Raw genomic sequence first — 14,870 nt, forward strand, 5'->3', positions numbered from 1 at the left:
TCCCATGCGGATGCCCCTGGAAACGAGCTGCCTGTTAAATCCGGCAGCCCGGCATATAAAGGGGGAAGGCTGCCGTGAATCACGGAAAAGGTGCTTCCCTCTTTTGTTTCCTTCCGGCGGCTTTCACCCTATGCTCCGGAGTAAAAATGAATGCGGCTTGTTGTCGCAGAAATCGAGGTAACAGATGAAAACAGTTGACTTACATGTACACTCCGATAAATCCGACGGGAGCATGAGTCCATCCGAACTGGTTGACCTGGCCCTGGAAAAGGGGCTCAGCGCCTTCGCCCTCACGGATCACGATACCACCGCTGGACTGTCGGAAGCTATTTCCTACGCTGCCGGGAAAAATATTGAAGTCATTCCCGGCATTGAATTTTCCACGGAATATTTGGGAAAGGATGTTCATATCCTGGGGCTTTTTATCGATTATGATAATCCGGAATTCAGCCGGAAAATCCAGGCCTTCGTGGATTCCCGGATCCTGAGGAACCAGAAAATGTGCGCCAACCTGCAGGAGGCGGGCATTGATATTTCCTATGAAAAACTTACCGCCGCCTTTCCTGATTCCGTGATAACAAGAGGCCATTATGCCAGATATCTTCTGGAACACGGCTATGTCAAAAGCATGCCCGAAGCTTTCGACCGCTACGTGGGCGACCGGTGCAAATATTTTGTCCCCCGTGAAAAAGTAACGCCTGAACAGGCGGTCCGGCTTATCCTTGATGCGAAGGGCCTGCCCGTGCTGGCGCATCCAACTCTCTACCATATGGGAAAGGACGCGCTGCAGAAGCTGGTTGCCCGTCTGAAGGAGGCAGGCCTTATCGGCATCGAAGCAGTCTACTCCACCTATAACGCGGGAGAAGAACGGGAAATGCGCCAGCTGGCGGAGCACAACGGCCTTTTGATTTCAGGCGGTTCCGACTTTCACGGCAAAAACAAGCCCGGACTTGAAATGGCCACCGGTTACGGAAAGCTCCTGATACCGGCTGATATCCTGGAAAAACTCCGTCAGAAAAGAAAGGAACTTTTTCATGCATAACCCCAATGATTCCATAAAAATTCTCTTTACAGACATGGATGGGACCCTGCTGCTTAATAACAGCACAGTTTCCGATGAAATGAAAGCAGCGCTGGACCGGCTCATCCGGAACGGCCACAAACTGGTCCTTACCTCAGGCCGTCCCCTGGACAGTATTTTAGAAGTCATGCAGGCCTCCGATTTGTTTTACCCCGGGACCCTGGTGATTTCCAACAACGGAAGCCTGATTTACGACTGCACCGCAGGGGCTCCTCTCATGGAAAAAACGGTCCCCTTCCCCATTGCCTCCGGCATCATACGGGAAGCGGAGGAACTGGGAATCCATATACAGACCTACACCGATCATGAAATCGTATGTAAAAAAGAAGACGAAGAGGTAATTTATTACCGTAAGCGCATTCATCTTCCCCTCATTACAGCGCCTGATATTTTATCCGTACTGGAACGGCCGCCCTATAAACTCCATACCATTCATCTGACGGACAAAACACTGCTTCTTAAGCTGAAGGAACGAGTGGAGGAAAAATACGGGACGGAAATTACCGCACAGTTCTCCAATGATCAATATCTGGAATTCTACAATCATGAAGCCGGTAAGGGAAATGCCATCCTGGCCGTATGCCGTCATTTCAATATTCCTGTGGGAAACAGCATCGCCGCAGGCGACGCACCCAATGACATTTCCATGCTGCAGGCCGCAGGGATTGGCGTAGCCATGGCAAATGCCGGGCCAGGCGTAAAAGAGGCTGCCGATTTTGTCACTTCACTGGACAATGAGCATAACGGCCTGACGGAAGCGATTGAAAAATTCATGCCTGGCTGCTGATATCCCAGACGTTTGCTAACCCACCCGACTTTTGATCCATGCCTGGCTGCTAATCCCACCTGACTGCATATTCAGAAAAAAGCGGCTGCACAGATGGTTTCTTATCTGTGCAGCCGCAGCCAGTTAACAGGATACTGCCATAATTTAGCGTTCCTGTTCTCTATTTTTCCTTCAGCAGCATTTCCTCTTTCCGTGTCTTTCGTACCATTGCCCTCTTCAGCCAGTCATACAGGTTCTTTCCAGCCAGGGGAAGCAGCAGCATTCCTGCCATATACACCAGGATTTTAAGGAATGCAGGCCCATTATCCAGAAATGTCAGCTTTGGGAGCAGTGTGTCCAGAATCAGCGTATGATAGAGGAAAATATAAAGGGTATATTTCCCCATGTACTGCAGCGCCTGCAGTATCTTATCCACCACCCGGTTTTGGAGCATTGCCAGGAAGGTGCATACGGAAAACAGGAAGGAAATTACCGCCAGTGAATATAATATCAGAGTAATTCCCGGAGGATTCACGCGCAGCAGCCAGCCAAACATGGATTCATCCCAGGCCAGCCGGTCATGCAGGAGAAATGCCATCGCTCCAGCAAGAAGCACTATGGACGCTGCTGAGGCAATTCCCGCCTTCTTTTTGCCGGACAGCGTAATATGCATATCGGCCGCAACCATCCCCGCCGCAAAGACGAACAGATACGTCCCTCCCAGCAGATATTTGCCTCCGCCATAGGTCTCCAGGGCAAAAGTATGCTTCATGCAGAACATGGATGTAAACCATGCCAGTACCAGGAAAATCCCCCGAAACAAAAAGGCCGCCTTACCTCTCCTGCAGTTCATCACCAGCAAATAAAGCACCGGCGCCGCCGCAATCAGCTGTATATAAATAAGCACATAATAAAACTGCCCTTCCAGGTTGAAGTTCACCGCCCACAGCACAAAGGCTCCCAGATTCAGCTGGAACCCGGTGCGCACATACTGATAAACAGCCACTGCCGCCAGATAGGGAACTAGGATTCTTCCAATCCGCCTTACCACCCATCTGCCGGGCGATTCCTCCGGCTTCCTGTTCTGCAGGGAATAATAGGCGGTCATCCCCGCAAGGAAAAGAAATACGGTTACAGAGTAAAAGAAAATATACTGTACCGCCTCATCCTCATACAGAATCCCCTTTACGTGATCAATTACCACCGCCAGAATTGCAAAGAACTTGGCACAGTTGATCCATCCAATCTGCTGTTTTTTTCCCAAACCCATTGAAATAAAATCTCTCCTTTTTTCAAAAACAATGCCTGCGATTTCTTTTCACACGGGCCTCAGGGTCTCTTTCCCAGACCGGGAAGCCGTTTAAAAGCTTAAGCAATGCCGCAAAAACCAGCACAGCTGCCAGCATGTTCTTCTCTTTATTTCACGATCTCCTAATTGTGTCCAGTATACCATCCTCCTTTCCTTACGGTCAATCCTTTTATCAAAAATTATTTTTGACTTTTCCGTGTAACCAGCCGGCGGTTACCGTTCACAACGCATTATGGCTGTAATTGGCAACACAAAAACAGGTGCGTAAAACCATGCGCCTGCATGCTCTTACACACCTGTTTTCCACGGGCCTTCGCTTCCGGCAGCTTAACGAATCCCGCCGCCGTATGCTGTTTCATTCCGTCTGATAAATTTTATAATACTGTCTTTTCCAGGACCGGGGGTCAGCCTTCAACGATCAAATATCTTCCGTCACCCACTTCAAATACTTCATCCGCTTCCAGAATTTCGTCCAAATCAGCACCGTCCATGTCAATGCCTTCTTCTTCAAAATATTCCTTTACTTCTTCTGCAGATTCAACTACAACCGCCATACACTCTTCCAGAAAAGCTTCTGCTTCTTCCAGATTGGAAGCAACATCTTCTTCAGGAAAGAGCTGGCTCTGCTTCTTCAGAAAACACATTAAAACCGCGTCATCAAACTCGTGCATCTTCTTCCCTCCTTCCTCTTTGTTTCTTCTGCGTAACCGTTCAGTTCCTTCACAGTTACTCTTCTACATAAAATATACAGTCTATGCGGCCTTTGTGCAAGACTTTTTTCAAATCCCGGCGCTTCTCTTTTCATCTTCTGAGCCGGAAGGGCCGCATTTTTCTGAAATAACCTTCCACACGCCCTTCTCCAGATAAGAGGGACAGATAAAACGGGCGGCTTCCTTTACCTCGGGCCTGGCATTTTCCACCGCATAGCTGAAGCCCGCGGCTTTCATCAGGCCAATGTCATTGGTATTGTCCCCAAAGGCCATGGTCTCCTCCCTGGACACGCCGAAATAGTCCTGCAGTATCCTCAGCGCATTTCCTTTATCCACAGAGGCGTCCATGAAATCCACCCATTCCTCGCCGGCAACACAGGTCTGCACCTTTTCACCCCATTGAGGGATCAATACCTCTTCTCCCAGCTGCCGTATGCTTCCTCTGTGATATACCGCAACCTTCAGGATAACCGCCTCCTGGGCCAGCACATCCTCTACCTGCCGGAAGGTATTGTGGTAGCCGTATTTCATCATATCGAGGAATGTGCGGTTCTTCGTTTCCAGGAGACTGCCGTGGGGCGTTGATACCACAAATTCATATTCATTCCCCAGGCCGCGCAGCTGATGGATAATCTGCTCTGCATATTCCCTGTCCATGCTCGTCAGGGATATGTCCTCCCCCTTATAATGGATATGCGCCCCATTCTCCGCAATATAGCATATTTTATCGGATACCTCCCTGAAAACGTTCTGAATGCTGCACAGCTGCCTGCCGCTGGCGCCGCAGAAAATGACGCCCCGTTCCGCCAGGCTTTTGATTTCCTCCACAATTTCCGGATACAGATTCGGTGTGGAATCCGGTATCAGCGTACCGTCTATGTCAGATGCGATCAGTTTTATCATAACACTCCTATCCGCGCGCATCGGCGCATACGGTATTTTCCGCGGCGTATGCCCTGCTGTCTGTCTATAAAAATTCCAGCAGTTCAGCGGGTTTTTCAATAATCACGTCCGCGTGGTTATCCTCCAGCTCCTTCCGGTCGCGGAAGCCCCACAGAACGCCAACCGTAAAAAGCCCTGCGCTCTTTCCGGTGCGCATATCCACACTGGTATCCCCCACATAAAGGAAAGCCTCCGGGGCAAGTCCCAGGTATTCTTCTATTTTAAAGACCCCGGCGGGATCCGGCTTTTTGGGGATGCCCGCCTTCTGTCCCTGGATGCAGTCGAAATAATCCTTGCCGAACAGGGTTTCCACCACGCTGACGCTGTTTTCATGGGGCTTGTTGGATAGAACCGCAATACGGATTCCTTTTTTCTTCAGTTCCTCCAGCAGAGGGATGATTCCATCATAGGGCCGGACCTGATACATGCAGTCTTTGGCAAACAGTCTGCAGTATTCCTCATAAACCTCATCATAATGGGTCAGCTCAGCGTCTCCCGCCTTTGTCAGTGCCCTGCGCACCAGCACGGCGGAGCCGTCTCCTACAAAATATTTATAATCCTCCTGTGTAAAGGAGGGCAGACCAAACTTTTGAAGCGCCCGGTTCCCGCAGTAGGTCAGGGATTCTATGGTATTGGCAAGCGTGCCGTCCAAATCAAATATCACAGCTTTTTTCATGCAGGTTCTCCTTTTCTTGCAAAACAGACTGGCAGAAGCGCCGGCAGGTCACGTAAACGGTTGGTTTTGCCGCTTCGTAAAAATGTCAGCCGATCAGCTGTCTTTTTTTCAGTTCCTGGTAGACCCTGCCCACCGGCAGGCCCACCACGTTATTGTAATCCCCGCATATCCCCTGTATAAAAGCGGCGAAACCGCCCTGTATCCCGTAAGCGCCGGCCTTGTCCATAGGCTCTCCCGTCTCCACGTAACACCGGATTTCCTCTTCTGTCATAGGATAAACCCGCACGTCTGTGCATTCATAAAAGCCGGCGGTTTCCGTCCTCCCCTTTTCTTTCCACACAAAGGCAACTCCGGTATAGACCTGGTGCGTGCCGCCCTGCAGCTTACCCAGCATCTTCTCTGCCCGTTCCCTGGTGCCGGGCTTTCCCAGAATCTGCCCTCCGCAGGCCACAATGGTATCCGCGCCTATTACGACGGTTCCTTCCTCTGTGACGTTTCTTTCATAGACTTCCATTGCCTTATGATAAGAAAGCTCCTGAACGACCTCCTCCGGAAGCTCTTTGTCCGTAACCTCTTCCCATTCGCTGGGACAGACCTCAAACGTCAGACCTATCTGCGTCAGCAGCTCCTGCCGCCTGGGGGATGCGGAAGCCAGTATTATCCTGCTTTTCATCTTTTTTACTCCTGTTTTTTAACCTCTGTTTTTACTTCTGCTTTTATTTCTGTTTTTATTTCTGCTTTTACTTCTTTTTTTATTCGCTGCCTTTCCTTCGCTGTCCGGCGCTTCCCGGTTATTCCTCTTCCTCACTTACATGCTTTTCCGGGATGAACACCCGGTCATCGTGAGGCGTCTCCTGGGCTTTTGCCGCTTCCATCGCTTCAACGCAGAAGGCAACCTGGGAATTAAAGGTTTCCTTTCCTCTTCTGTCCACCTTTTCGTAGCTGCCGTCCGGCTGCAGCAGGTGGGCCTTCACCGTATCCCGCAGCTGCACGTCAAGAATGTGCAGCACCTTTTCCTTCAGCTTCGGATCCTCCACAGGGAACAGGATTTCCACACGGCGTTCCAGGTTCCTGGGCATCCAGTCCGCACTGCCGCAGTAAACCTCGCTCTTGCCCGCATTTTCAAAATAGAAAATACGGCTGTGCTCCAGGAAGGTGCCCACGATAGAACGGACGGATATATTCTCGCTGACGCCGGGTATGCCCACCTTCAGTGAACAGATGCCCCGGACGATAAGCTCTATTTTTACGCCCGCTGCGGAGGCTTCATACAGAGCAGCTATGATATCCTGATCGCAGAGGGAGTTCATTTTGGCAATGATATGGCCCGTTTCCCCGGCCCGCACATTTTTCACTTCCCGTCCGATAAGGTAAAGGAACTTATCCTTCAGCCACAGCGGTGCAAGGGAAAGCTTATTCCAGGAAAGAGGCTCGGAATAACCGGAAAGCATGTTGAATACCGCCGTGGCATCCTCGCCGATGGCTTCGGAACAGGTCATCATGCCGATGTCCGTATATAGCTTTGCCGTGGCATCGTTATAGTTTCCGGTTCCCAGATGGACATAACGGCGGATGCCGTCTTCCTCACGGCGCACCACAAGCGTGATTTTGCTGTGGGTTTTCAGGCCCACCAGGCCGTAAATTACGTGGCAGCCCGCCTTTTCCAGCTTTCTCGCCCATACGATATTGTTTTCCTCGTCAAAACGCGCCTTCAGCTCCACAAGCACGGAAACCTGCTTTCCGTTTTCCGCCGCCTGGGCCAGCGCCGCAATGATGGGCGAATTGCCGCTGACGCGGTACAGTGTCTGCTTGATGGCCAGCACCTCCGGATCCCTGGCGGCTTCCCGGATGAACTGCACCACAGGGGCAAAGGTCTGGAAGGGATGGTGCAGCAGAATGTCTCCCTGCCTGATTTTATCAAAAACAGAACCCTCTTCCATAAATTCCGGCACCGGCTGGGGCACATACTTTTCTTCCTTCAGATGCTCAAAGCCCTCCAGGCCGTACATTTTCATAAGGAAGGTAAGATCCAGGGGGCCGTCGATATGGTAAATATCCTCTTCCTCAATGGAAAGCTCATCCTTGATGATGCGCAGCAGGCGTTTATCCATGCCGGCTTCCACCTCCAGACGGATTGCCTGCCCCCACTGCCTCTTTTTCAGCTGTTTTTCGATTTCCTTCAGCAGATCCTCCGCCTCGTCCTCATCAATGGTCAGATCCGCATTTCTCATGATACGGAAAGGATGGGAGCACACCACGTCATAGTTGAGAAAAAGCCTGGAAATATTCCGCTCAATCACCTCTTCTAACAGGATGACCGCCTTGCCGCCGTTGTCCCCGGCCGGAATGGGCACAATACGCGCCAGCACGCTGGGCACCTGGACCGTGGCAAATTCCAGCTCCCCCTTTTCTTTCCGTTTGGAAAGCAGCGCCCCGATATTTAAGGATTTATTCCTGATGAGGGGGAAGGGCCTGGAGGAGTCCACCGCCATGGGGGTCAGCACGGGATATACATTTTCATCAAAATAGGCGTCCACATATTCGGCCTGATCCTTGCTCAGCTGCTCGTGCTTTTCTACAACCGTAAGCCCGTTTGCCTTAAGCAGCGGCAGCAAGGAACGGTTGTATGTAGAATACTGCTGGGCCACCAGCTCGTGGGTCACCACGTTCAGCTTATCCAGCTGCTGGGCGGCGGTAAGCCCCGCAATATCCTTTTTGGTATATTTCGCATTTACCATGTCCTTCAGCGATGCCACGCGCACCATGAAAAACTCATCCAGGTTGGATGCGGTAATGCTTAAGAATTTCAGTCTTTCAAACAGCGGGATCTGTTTGTCTCTCGCTTCCGACAGCACTCTTTTATTAAACAGAATCCAGCTCAGTTCCCGGTTGGTATAAAGCTCAGGGTCCAGATAATCTTTTTTCTCCGCCATAATTTTTCTCCATTTATATGAATTCTTTGTAACTGCTTCTTCCCTTCACGGTTACAATTTTTTCTGCTTAATGACTGGATGTAAACTGAAAACCTCTTCGAAAAATGACGCTTTGGCCTCAAACAGCCCTCTTTCCAGGGTGATATCCTCCGCGGTGTTCACAGTGATGATCAGCTGATCCTCCTTCAGGGTCGTCCTGAAATCCCGGAACTTCTGCTTGTGGCTGCGATCCAGGCCGTTTGCCACCCGCAGGATGGCCGTCAGCTTGGCAATGGTAAGATAGGACTGGGTGTCCAGCGTTGTGGTGGTCCCCAGCTCTTCATAATAGTCAAAATCCTGATGGTTATATTTAACCACGTTGGCGACAATTTCACGTTCCCTGTGGGAAAGGCCGATGATCTCCGTGGACATGACAATGCTGTAGGAACATTCCCCCAGGTTCACCATGCTGATATATTTCCCGCAGTCGTGGAGCAGGGCGGCAATGCGCAGCAAAAGCCTCTCCCTCTTCCCCAGGCCGTGCACCTTTTTCATGCTGTCAAAAATCGTGACGCAGATATGCTCCAGGGTTTCGCCGCGGCGCCTGCTTCCCATGAAGCGCTTGCTGATATTCCTGGCACAGGCTACGATATCCTGTTCAAAATCATGCTTCGGCCCGATGATTTTATTTTTTTCCGCATATTCATAAGCAATGCCGTCGCAGAGCGTCACGCCGGGCGCCCACAGCAGCTTGGCTTCCATGAGCTTCGCCACGTTGTAAATCAGTACGGCGGAAATAAATATCAGCGGAAGGCTTTCCACGGAAACGCCGAAGTGAGCCGCCACTTCTTCCTTAGTATGGCTGCGCAGGGCTTCCATGAAAACGCCGTAGCTTGCGCTGTCCACATATCCCGGCGTCTGGGAGCCGGTGAGCCTTTTCTGAATCAGCGTTGACACATAATCATCCACAATGATAATATTTTCAACGATTCTGTCCTTCAGATACAGCTTTTTGAAAACGGAGAGCTGGCTGTCGATCATTTCCTCCAGCAGCCCTTCGTATTTGGCGGGCCTGGCGTTCAGCTTGTTTAACAGCTCCTGGAGGCGCAGCACGCCCAGGCGCAGGTTCTGGGTGGCTACCAGCGTATCCTTGTCAAACAGGGAAACCTGGATGCTGCCGCCGCCGATATCCACAATCGCCGTCCCTTTTTCAATAATTTTGTTAAAATCCTGGCCCTTCAGCGCAATGGATTTGTAATCCAGGAAACGCTGCTCGGAATTGCTGAGCACATCAATATGGATTCCCGTGCGCTGCTGGATCTGATCCAGCACGATCATGGTGTTTTCCGTTTCCCGTATGGCGCTGGTGCCGTAGGCCCTGTAGTCCTCCACCTTGTAGCTGCGCATGATTTCTTCGAATTCACGGAGGACACGGCATAGTTCATCTACCTTTTCATAGCTGATTTTTCCGGTAGCGAAGGTATCGTTTCCCAGATCGATCCGATGGCGGATATGGTCGATTTCCTTCATGCTTGTTTTCGCCGAAAATTCAAATATCTTCATGGAAAGCTCATAAGATCCCACGTCTATGGCGGCAAAAGTCTTCACCCTGCATCCCTTCCTTTCTTCCCCTGTTTTCGCTCCTACATCCGGCCCAGCAGATAATCGATAAACTGCTGCGCCGTCCTGCCGGAAAGCCCGCCGTGGTACAGCTCCCACTTATTGGCTTCTGCCAGCAGTTCCTCCTCCGGCATGGTTACCCCGTAACGGAGCGCCAGCGTTTTTACGATATTCTGGAACTGGGCTTTATCCGGCGCACCGAAATAAATGGTCACGCCGAAGCGGGATACCAGAGACAGCTTTTCCTGTACGGTGTCGTTGTTGTGCAGATCGTCATCCAGCTCCCTCTTATCACTGAATTTTTCCCTGACCAGATGCCTTCTGTTGGAGGTGGCATAAATCAGGACGTTGGCCGGCTTCTTCTCCAGCCCGCCTTCGATAACCGCCTTCAGGTACTTATATTCGATTTCAAAATCCTCAAAGCTCAGGTCATCCATATAGATGATAAACTTATAATTTCTGTTTTTAATCTGGCCGATCACATCATTCAAATCCTGGAACTGGTGTTTATATACCTCAATGATGCGCAGCCCCTGTGAATAATATGCATTGGCAATGGCTTTGATGCTGGAGGATTTTCCGGTTCCCGCATCGCCGTACAGCAGGCAGTTGTTTGCCTTCTTTCCTAATACAAAGGCTTCCGTATTATCAATGAGCTTTTTCTTGGCAGTTTCATAGCCCACCAGATCGGAAAGCTTCACGTGGGCGATGTTCAGGATCGGTTCGATTACCGTTTCCCCTTCCTTATGGGCGATGCGGAAGGCCTTGTGCAGGCCGAATTTGCCGACGCCGTATTCCTTATAAAATTCCGTCAGGGTCGCCTTCATCTCCTCCGGCGTCCCATCCTCCCGGAAACGCACGGCCAGCGTGCAGATGCGGTCACGGATACGGGTATTGTACACCTTGCTCTCCTGCATATTCCCTTCATAGGAAAGAGCCATGGAAAAAGCAGGCGCTTCCAGCTTATCCATCATATCCGTAAAGTCATAATCAAAAAATTCTTTAAAAATAGCAATGTCATGCAGCACCGCCTCATTGATGGTGCCCTCCACAGCTCCCCTGATTTCACAGGCGCGGCTGTAGCTGTTTTCATTATTCACAAGCAGGTTCGTCAGATAGCAGTGCCACAGATTGCCTGAAAAGCCATGGCTTCCGGCCATTTCCAGCAGCCCGTGCATACACTCGTACAGCAGGGAGCTTTCCTTCTGGATGCCCTCCTCACCGGTACCGTAATGCTCCATCAGCCAGACCATGTCCGCAAGCAGCGCTCCGTCCTCTCCAAAATCCTTATATACAATCAGCTCTTTTTCTCTCATTGTGCCTGTCCTTCCCATCCTCTTTATAATCAAAAAACATCACTTTTAAGGCTCTGCCGTCAGTAATTTCCCAAAATCCGCATGTTCTGCGCTTCATCCCTCAGCCCGCGCAGCGCATTCTTCACCGCGCTGTCAGCCAGGTTGCCATCAAAGTCAACGAAAAACCGGTATTCCCAGTTGCGTCCTTCAATGGGACGGCTTTCTATTTTGGTCATATTCAGATTGTTGTAGATAAAATGGGACAGCATATGATAAAGGGAACCGCTTTCATGGGCGATTTCGAAGCAGATGCTCACCTTTTTTGCATCCTTGCGGAAAATCTTCTGGTTGGTGATTATAATGAAGCGGGTGGAATTCGTCTCAGACTGGTTCACGGGCTTTTTAAGCACCTCCAGCCCGTATACCTTGCCCGCATATTCGCTGGCAATGGCCGCCTGCGTACAGTCGCCCTCCTGCGCTACCTTTCTGGCGGCAAAGGCGTTATTGGGCAGGCTGATCTGCTTCCAGTCATGCTCCGCCAGAAACCTTGCGCTCTGCATCAGTGACTGGGGGTGGGAAAATACCGTCCTGATATCCTCCATCCTTGTTCCCGGGACGCCCAGCAGGCAGTGCTCTATCCTGATTATCTGCTCTCCCACAATATAATTTTCAAATTCCACAAGCAGATCATAAATTTCATTCACGATCCCGGCGGTGGAATTTTCAATGGGAAGCACGGCGAAATCCGCGCTGCCTTCCTCTATGGCGCAGCAGGCATCCCGGAAGGTATCCACATGGAAGCTGTTTACCTCCTCTCCGAAGTACTGATGCATGGCTGCCTGGGAATAAGCCCCTTCCGCTCCCTGAAAAACCACTCTCACCCGGTCATCCACCAGGGAATCCACCCCGATGAAGGGAAGGCGCCCCATGCTTCCTTTTTCCGCCAGCAGCTGATACTGGAGCTTGCGGCTCATGGACATGATCTGCTCAAACAGCTCCCCGATCCCTGTGCGGTTAAAATCATTATGTGTCAGGGATTTTACCCTGGCGATCTTTTCTTTTTCCCGTTCCCTGTCAAAGACCTTCTTCCCTGTTTCTATCTTCACCTCGGCCACATGCTTACAGATGTCCATCCGTTCCTCATAGAGGCTGACAATCTGCTCATCCACCGAATCTATCTGTTTCCTCAAATCCCCTAAATCCATGCTTCTTCGCTCCTTCGTCCTTCACATACCAGATCAGATGAGGCTGAACCGGTCCTGTGCAAACTTATTTTTCTTCAATCCAATTTATTTTGCGCTGTGTCAACCACATGCTTTTCACCATTGTGCTTAAGCTCCTCCAGCATCTGTTTTGCCGTCTTTCCAGTGAAAGGATGCCTTACGAACGGCGCTATTTCACACAGCGGCGCCAGCACAAAATCCCTGTTCTGCATGTCGGGATGAGGCACTGTAAGCGTCTCGGTATCGATCACACAATCATCGTAAAGCAGCAGATCCAGATCCAGCGTCCGCGGCCCCCAGTGTACCTTACGCTCCCGTCCGGCCTGCCTTTCCACCTGCTGCAGCTTCTCCAGCAGCTCAAAGGGCGTAAGCAGCGTTTCCAGCTCCATGACGCCGTTGAGGAAATCCTCCTGCTCAACGCCGCCGTAGGGCGTGGTCCTGTAAACCTTCGAAACCTTCACCGGACGGCAGAGCGGATGCTCCTTCAGCTCCTTCAGCCCTTTTTCCAGATAATACTCTTTATCCCCCATATTGGAGCCAAACGCAACGAACGCCCTGTGCCAGCCCCGCTCAATCCGCACCGACACATCCCCGAAGGGAAGCGGAATCGGCGCCTCCGGCTTATGCAGCTCCAGCTCCAGCCGCCGGATCAGCGGAAATGCCAGCAAAACCTCCTGCGCAGTCTGCTCCGCCGCCCGTTCTATCAAATCATAGGTCTGGGCGCACATAACCTCGTTCATCAGCCTGCACACCTCTCCATAATCAGTGGAGAGCTCCAGCCTGTCCGTCAGCCCCGCTCTTCTCGTATCCGTATATAACACCGCATCCAGGAAAAAATGCTGTCCCTTTTCCTTTTCCTCCGGATAAACTCCATGATGCGCAAAAATTTCCAGTCCCTTAATCCGTATCTGATCCACAACGGCACCTCCTTATTATATTACGGTTCACTCCGTGACCAGTAACTACCTGCCCTCCTGCAGGATCGCCTCCGCCATACGAATGGCCCTCTTATTCGCCTTCACATCATGCACACGCACAAAGGAACACCCGCTCAGCACCGCAAATACCGTGGTCACCAGCGTACCCTCCAGCCTTTCGTCCGCAGGCAGATCAAGCGTCAGCCCTATCACCGACTTCCTGGAAGTCCCCAGCAGCAGCGGACAGTTAAAAATCCGCAGGCTGTCCAGATGATTAATCACCTCCAGATTATTTTCATAGGTTTTCCCAAAGCCCACGCCCGGGTCCAGGATAATCTTATCATCCCTGATTCCGGCCGCTTCCGCAATTCGCAGCGTATCCGCCAGATCCGCCGCCAGATCCTCCAGGAAATTCCCGTAATCCGCATTCTGTCTGTTATGCATCAGGCAACAGGGCAGCCCGCTTCCCGCAATCGTCTCCGCCATCTGGCCGCCGTCATATTTCAGTCCCCAGATATCATTAATCAAATCCGCCCCTGCCGCGATTCCCGCCTGCGCCACCTTATACTTATATGTATCCAGGGAAACCGGCACGTCAAACCGTTTCTTCACCGCCTCAATCACCGGAGCCACCCGCGAAGTCTCCTCCTCCTCCGAAAGCAGCGTATACCCCGGCCTTGTGGACTCCCCGCCGATATCCAGGATATCCATCCCATCCCCAATCATCTCCTCCACATGCCAAAGCGCCCTGTCCATCTCATTAAAACGCCCCCCATCCGAAAAAGAATCCGGAGTCACATTCAAAATCCCCATCACATATGTCTTCCCGCTGTCAACAAATTCCCTGCCGCCTATAACCATCCTGCCTGCCTCCTGAAAAAAATATTTTTTTCACACCCGCCCTAGATTCATCACTACCCTATTTTCTCTCTATCCGCCCTTCTCCCCTCTTCACAGCCTGCCTCCCCTCGCCGTGTCATTTTCTGCGGGGTGTCCGGCGCTGTCCTCCCTTCCTGCTCCCGGCAGGTGTTCAGTGCGTGAGTCACGGAAAAATGGAGTGATTTCTTACTGGTTTGTTATTCTCTTCTGCTGCCCGCCCAAAGCGGCGCTGTTTAACGAACGCCAGTGAGGAGTTCGCGCCGCTTTGGCAGCAGAAGAGAATAACAGACCGGTTAGAAATCTCCCATTTTTCCGTCCGAACGCGCGGAACACCTGCCGGGAGCAGGAAGGGAGAACAGCGCCGGACACCCCGCAGGAAATGACACGGCGAGGGGACACAACACTCACCACTTCAGCAGAAGGTTCTTTTTGGAGGGCGGCCAGCTGCAGGCGCCTTCCGCCGGGCATGCAAAACAGGACCGGCTTTTCTTATCCGCCCTGTAAAGCACCCCGCGCAGGCTCTCCTCCTGTGCCAGCTTT

Annotated in this window: 13 protein-coding genes; 2 read left to right on the top strand and 11 right to left on the bottom strand. The window is 51.4% G+C overall.

The annotated features are described in order from the left end of the window. The first annotated feature begins 184 nt into the window (after window positions 1-184). Both HMPREF1548_RS02325 and HMPREF1548_RS02330 read left to right on the top strand, forming a co-directional pair. Window positions 185-1,042, top strand: a complete 858-nt coding sequence (locus HMPREF1548_RS02325; protein ID WP_035320720.1) for a PHP domain-containing protein — start codon at window positions 185-187, stop codon at window positions 1,040-1,042. Then, window positions 1,035-1,868, top strand: coding sequence for an HAD family hydrolase (locus tag HMPREF1548_RS02330; RefSeq protein ID WP_021634086.1), 834 nt, complete (start codon window positions 1,035-1,037; stop codon window positions 1,866-1,868). Before HMPREF1548_RS02325 ends, HMPREF1548_RS02330 begins: the two co-directional genes overlap by 8 nt. A gap of 160 nt (window positions 1,869-2,028) precedes the next feature. On the opposite strand, the gene HMPREF1548_RS02335 is transcribed toward HMPREF1548_RS02330, so the two are convergent. The 11 genes from HMPREF1548_RS02335 to folP all read right to left on the bottom strand — a co-directional run bounded on the left by HMPREF1548_RS02335 (window position 2,029) and on the right by folP (window position 14,312). Beyond that, window positions 2,029-3,117, bottom strand: a complete 1,089-nt coding sequence (locus HMPREF1548_RS02335; RefSeq protein WP_021634087.1) for an acyltransferase family protein — start codon at window positions 3,115-3,117, stop codon at window positions 2,029-2,031. Between the two features lie 443 nt (window positions 3,118-3,560). Continuing rightward, complete coding sequence (locus tag HMPREF1548_RS02340; protein WP_021634089.1) at window positions 3,561-3,827, bottom strand: hypothetical protein; 267 nt, start codon at window positions 3,825-3,827, stop codon at window positions 3,561-3,563. Between the two features lie 108 nt (window positions 3,828-3,935). Beyond that, window positions 3,936-4,769, bottom strand: coding sequence for an HAD family hydrolase (locus tag HMPREF1548_RS02345; protein ID WP_025490851.1), 834 nt, complete (start codon window positions 4,767-4,769; stop codon window positions 3,936-3,938). 64 nt (window positions 4,770-4,833) lie between these two features. Continuing rightward, complete coding sequence (locus HMPREF1548_RS02350; RefSeq protein ID WP_021634092.1) at window positions 4,834-5,484, bottom strand: HAD family hydrolase; 651 nt, start codon at window positions 5,482-5,484, stop codon at window positions 4,834-4,836. Between the two features lie 85 nt (window positions 5,485-5,569). Continuing rightward, window positions 5,570-6,157 (bottom strand): Maf family protein, encoded by a 588-nt coding sequence (locus tag HMPREF1548_RS02355; RefSeq protein ID WP_021634093.1) that lies wholly within the window; start codon window positions 6,155-6,157, stop codon window positions 5,570-5,572. A gap of 118 nt (window positions 6,158-6,275) precedes the next feature. Continuing rightward, window positions 6,276-8,417, bottom strand: coding sequence for an RNA degradosome polyphosphate kinase (locus HMPREF1548_RS02360; protein WP_021634094.1), 2,142 nt, complete (start codon window positions 8,415-8,417; stop codon window positions 6,276-6,278). A gap of 51 nt (window positions 8,418-8,468) precedes the next feature. Continuing rightward, a complete protein-coding gene (locus HMPREF1548_RS02365) occupies window positions 8,469-10,004 on the bottom strand; it encodes a Ppx/GppA phosphatase family protein (RefSeq protein WP_021634095.1) in 1,536 nt (511 codons plus the stop codon). A 35-nt stretch (window positions 10,005-10,039) separates the two neighbouring features. Next, entirely contained in the window at window positions 10,040-11,332 is a 1,293-nt protein-coding gene (locus HMPREF1548_RS02370) for an ATP-binding protein (protein ID WP_025490848.1), read from the bottom strand. A 59-nt stretch (window positions 11,333-11,391) separates the two neighbouring features. Continuing rightward, window positions 11,392-12,516 (bottom strand): prephenate dehydratase, encoded by a 1,125-nt coding sequence (gene pheA, locus HMPREF1548_RS02375; protein ID WP_021634097.1) that lies wholly within the window; start codon window positions 12,514-12,516, stop codon window positions 11,392-11,394. Window positions 12,517-12,590: 74 nt separating this feature from the next. Then, entirely contained in the window at window positions 12,591-13,451 is an 861-nt protein-coding gene (gene folK, locus HMPREF1548_RS02380) for a 2-amino-4-hydroxy-6-hydroxymethyldihydropteridine diphosphokinase (protein WP_021634098.1), read from the bottom strand. Window positions 13,452-13,496: 45 nt separating this feature from the next. After that, window positions 13,497-14,312: a dihydropteroate synthase gene (gene folP / locus HMPREF1548_RS02385; protein ID WP_021634099.1), complete on the bottom strand. Its 816-nt coding sequence runs from the start codon at window positions 14,310-14,312 to the stop codon at window positions 13,497-13,499. Window positions 14,313-14,870: the final 558 nt, after the last annotated feature.

The organism is Clostridium sp. KLE 1755 (genome assembly GCF_000466465.2).
GTDB lineage: Bacteria > Bacillota > Clostridia > Lachnospirales > Lachnospiraceae > Eisenbergiella > Eisenbergiella porci.

Coding starts and splice junctions, on each gene's coding strand:
- HMPREF1548_RS02360 (WP_021634094.1), bottom strand. CDS start 8,417: ATGGCGGAGAAAAAAGATTATCTGGACCCTGAGCTTTATACCAACCGG.
- HMPREF1548_RS02340 (WP_021634089.1), bottom strand. CDS start 3,827: ATGCACGAGTTTGATGACGCGGTTTTAATGTGTTTTCTGAAGAAGCAG.
- folP (WP_021634099.1), bottom strand. CDS start 14,312: ATGGTTATAGGCGGCAGGGAATTTGTTGACAGCGGGAAGACATATGTG.
- HMPREF1548_RS02355 (WP_021634093.1), bottom strand. CDS start 6,157: ATGAAAAGCAGGATAATACTGGCTTCCGCATCCCCCAGGCGGCAGGAG.
- HMPREF1548_RS02350 (WP_021634092.1), bottom strand. CDS start 5,484: ATGAAAAAAGCTGTGATATTTGATTTGGACGGCACGCTTGCCAATACC.
- HMPREF1548_RS02345 (WP_025490851.1), bottom strand. CDS start 4,769: ATGATAAAACTGATCGCATCTGACATAGACGGTACGCTGATACCGGAT.
- HMPREF1548_RS02370 (WP_025490848.1), bottom strand. CDS start 11,332: ATGAGAGAAAAAGAGCTGATTGTATATAAGGATTTTGGAGAGGACGGA.
- HMPREF1548_RS02330 (WP_021634086.1), top strand. CDS start 1,035: ATGCATAACCCCAATGATTCCATAAAAATTCTCTTTACAGACATGGAT.
- HMPREF1548_RS02325 (WP_035320720.1), top strand. CDS start 185: ATGAAAACAGTTGACTTACATGTACACTCCGATAAATCCGACGGGAGC.
- pheA (WP_021634097.1), bottom strand. CDS start 12,516: ATGGATTTAGGGGATTTGAGGAAACAGATAGATTCGGTGGATGAGCAG.
- HMPREF1548_RS02335 (WP_021634087.1), bottom strand. CDS start 3,117: ATGGGTTTGGGAAAAAAACAGCAGATTGGATGGATCAACTGTGCCAAG.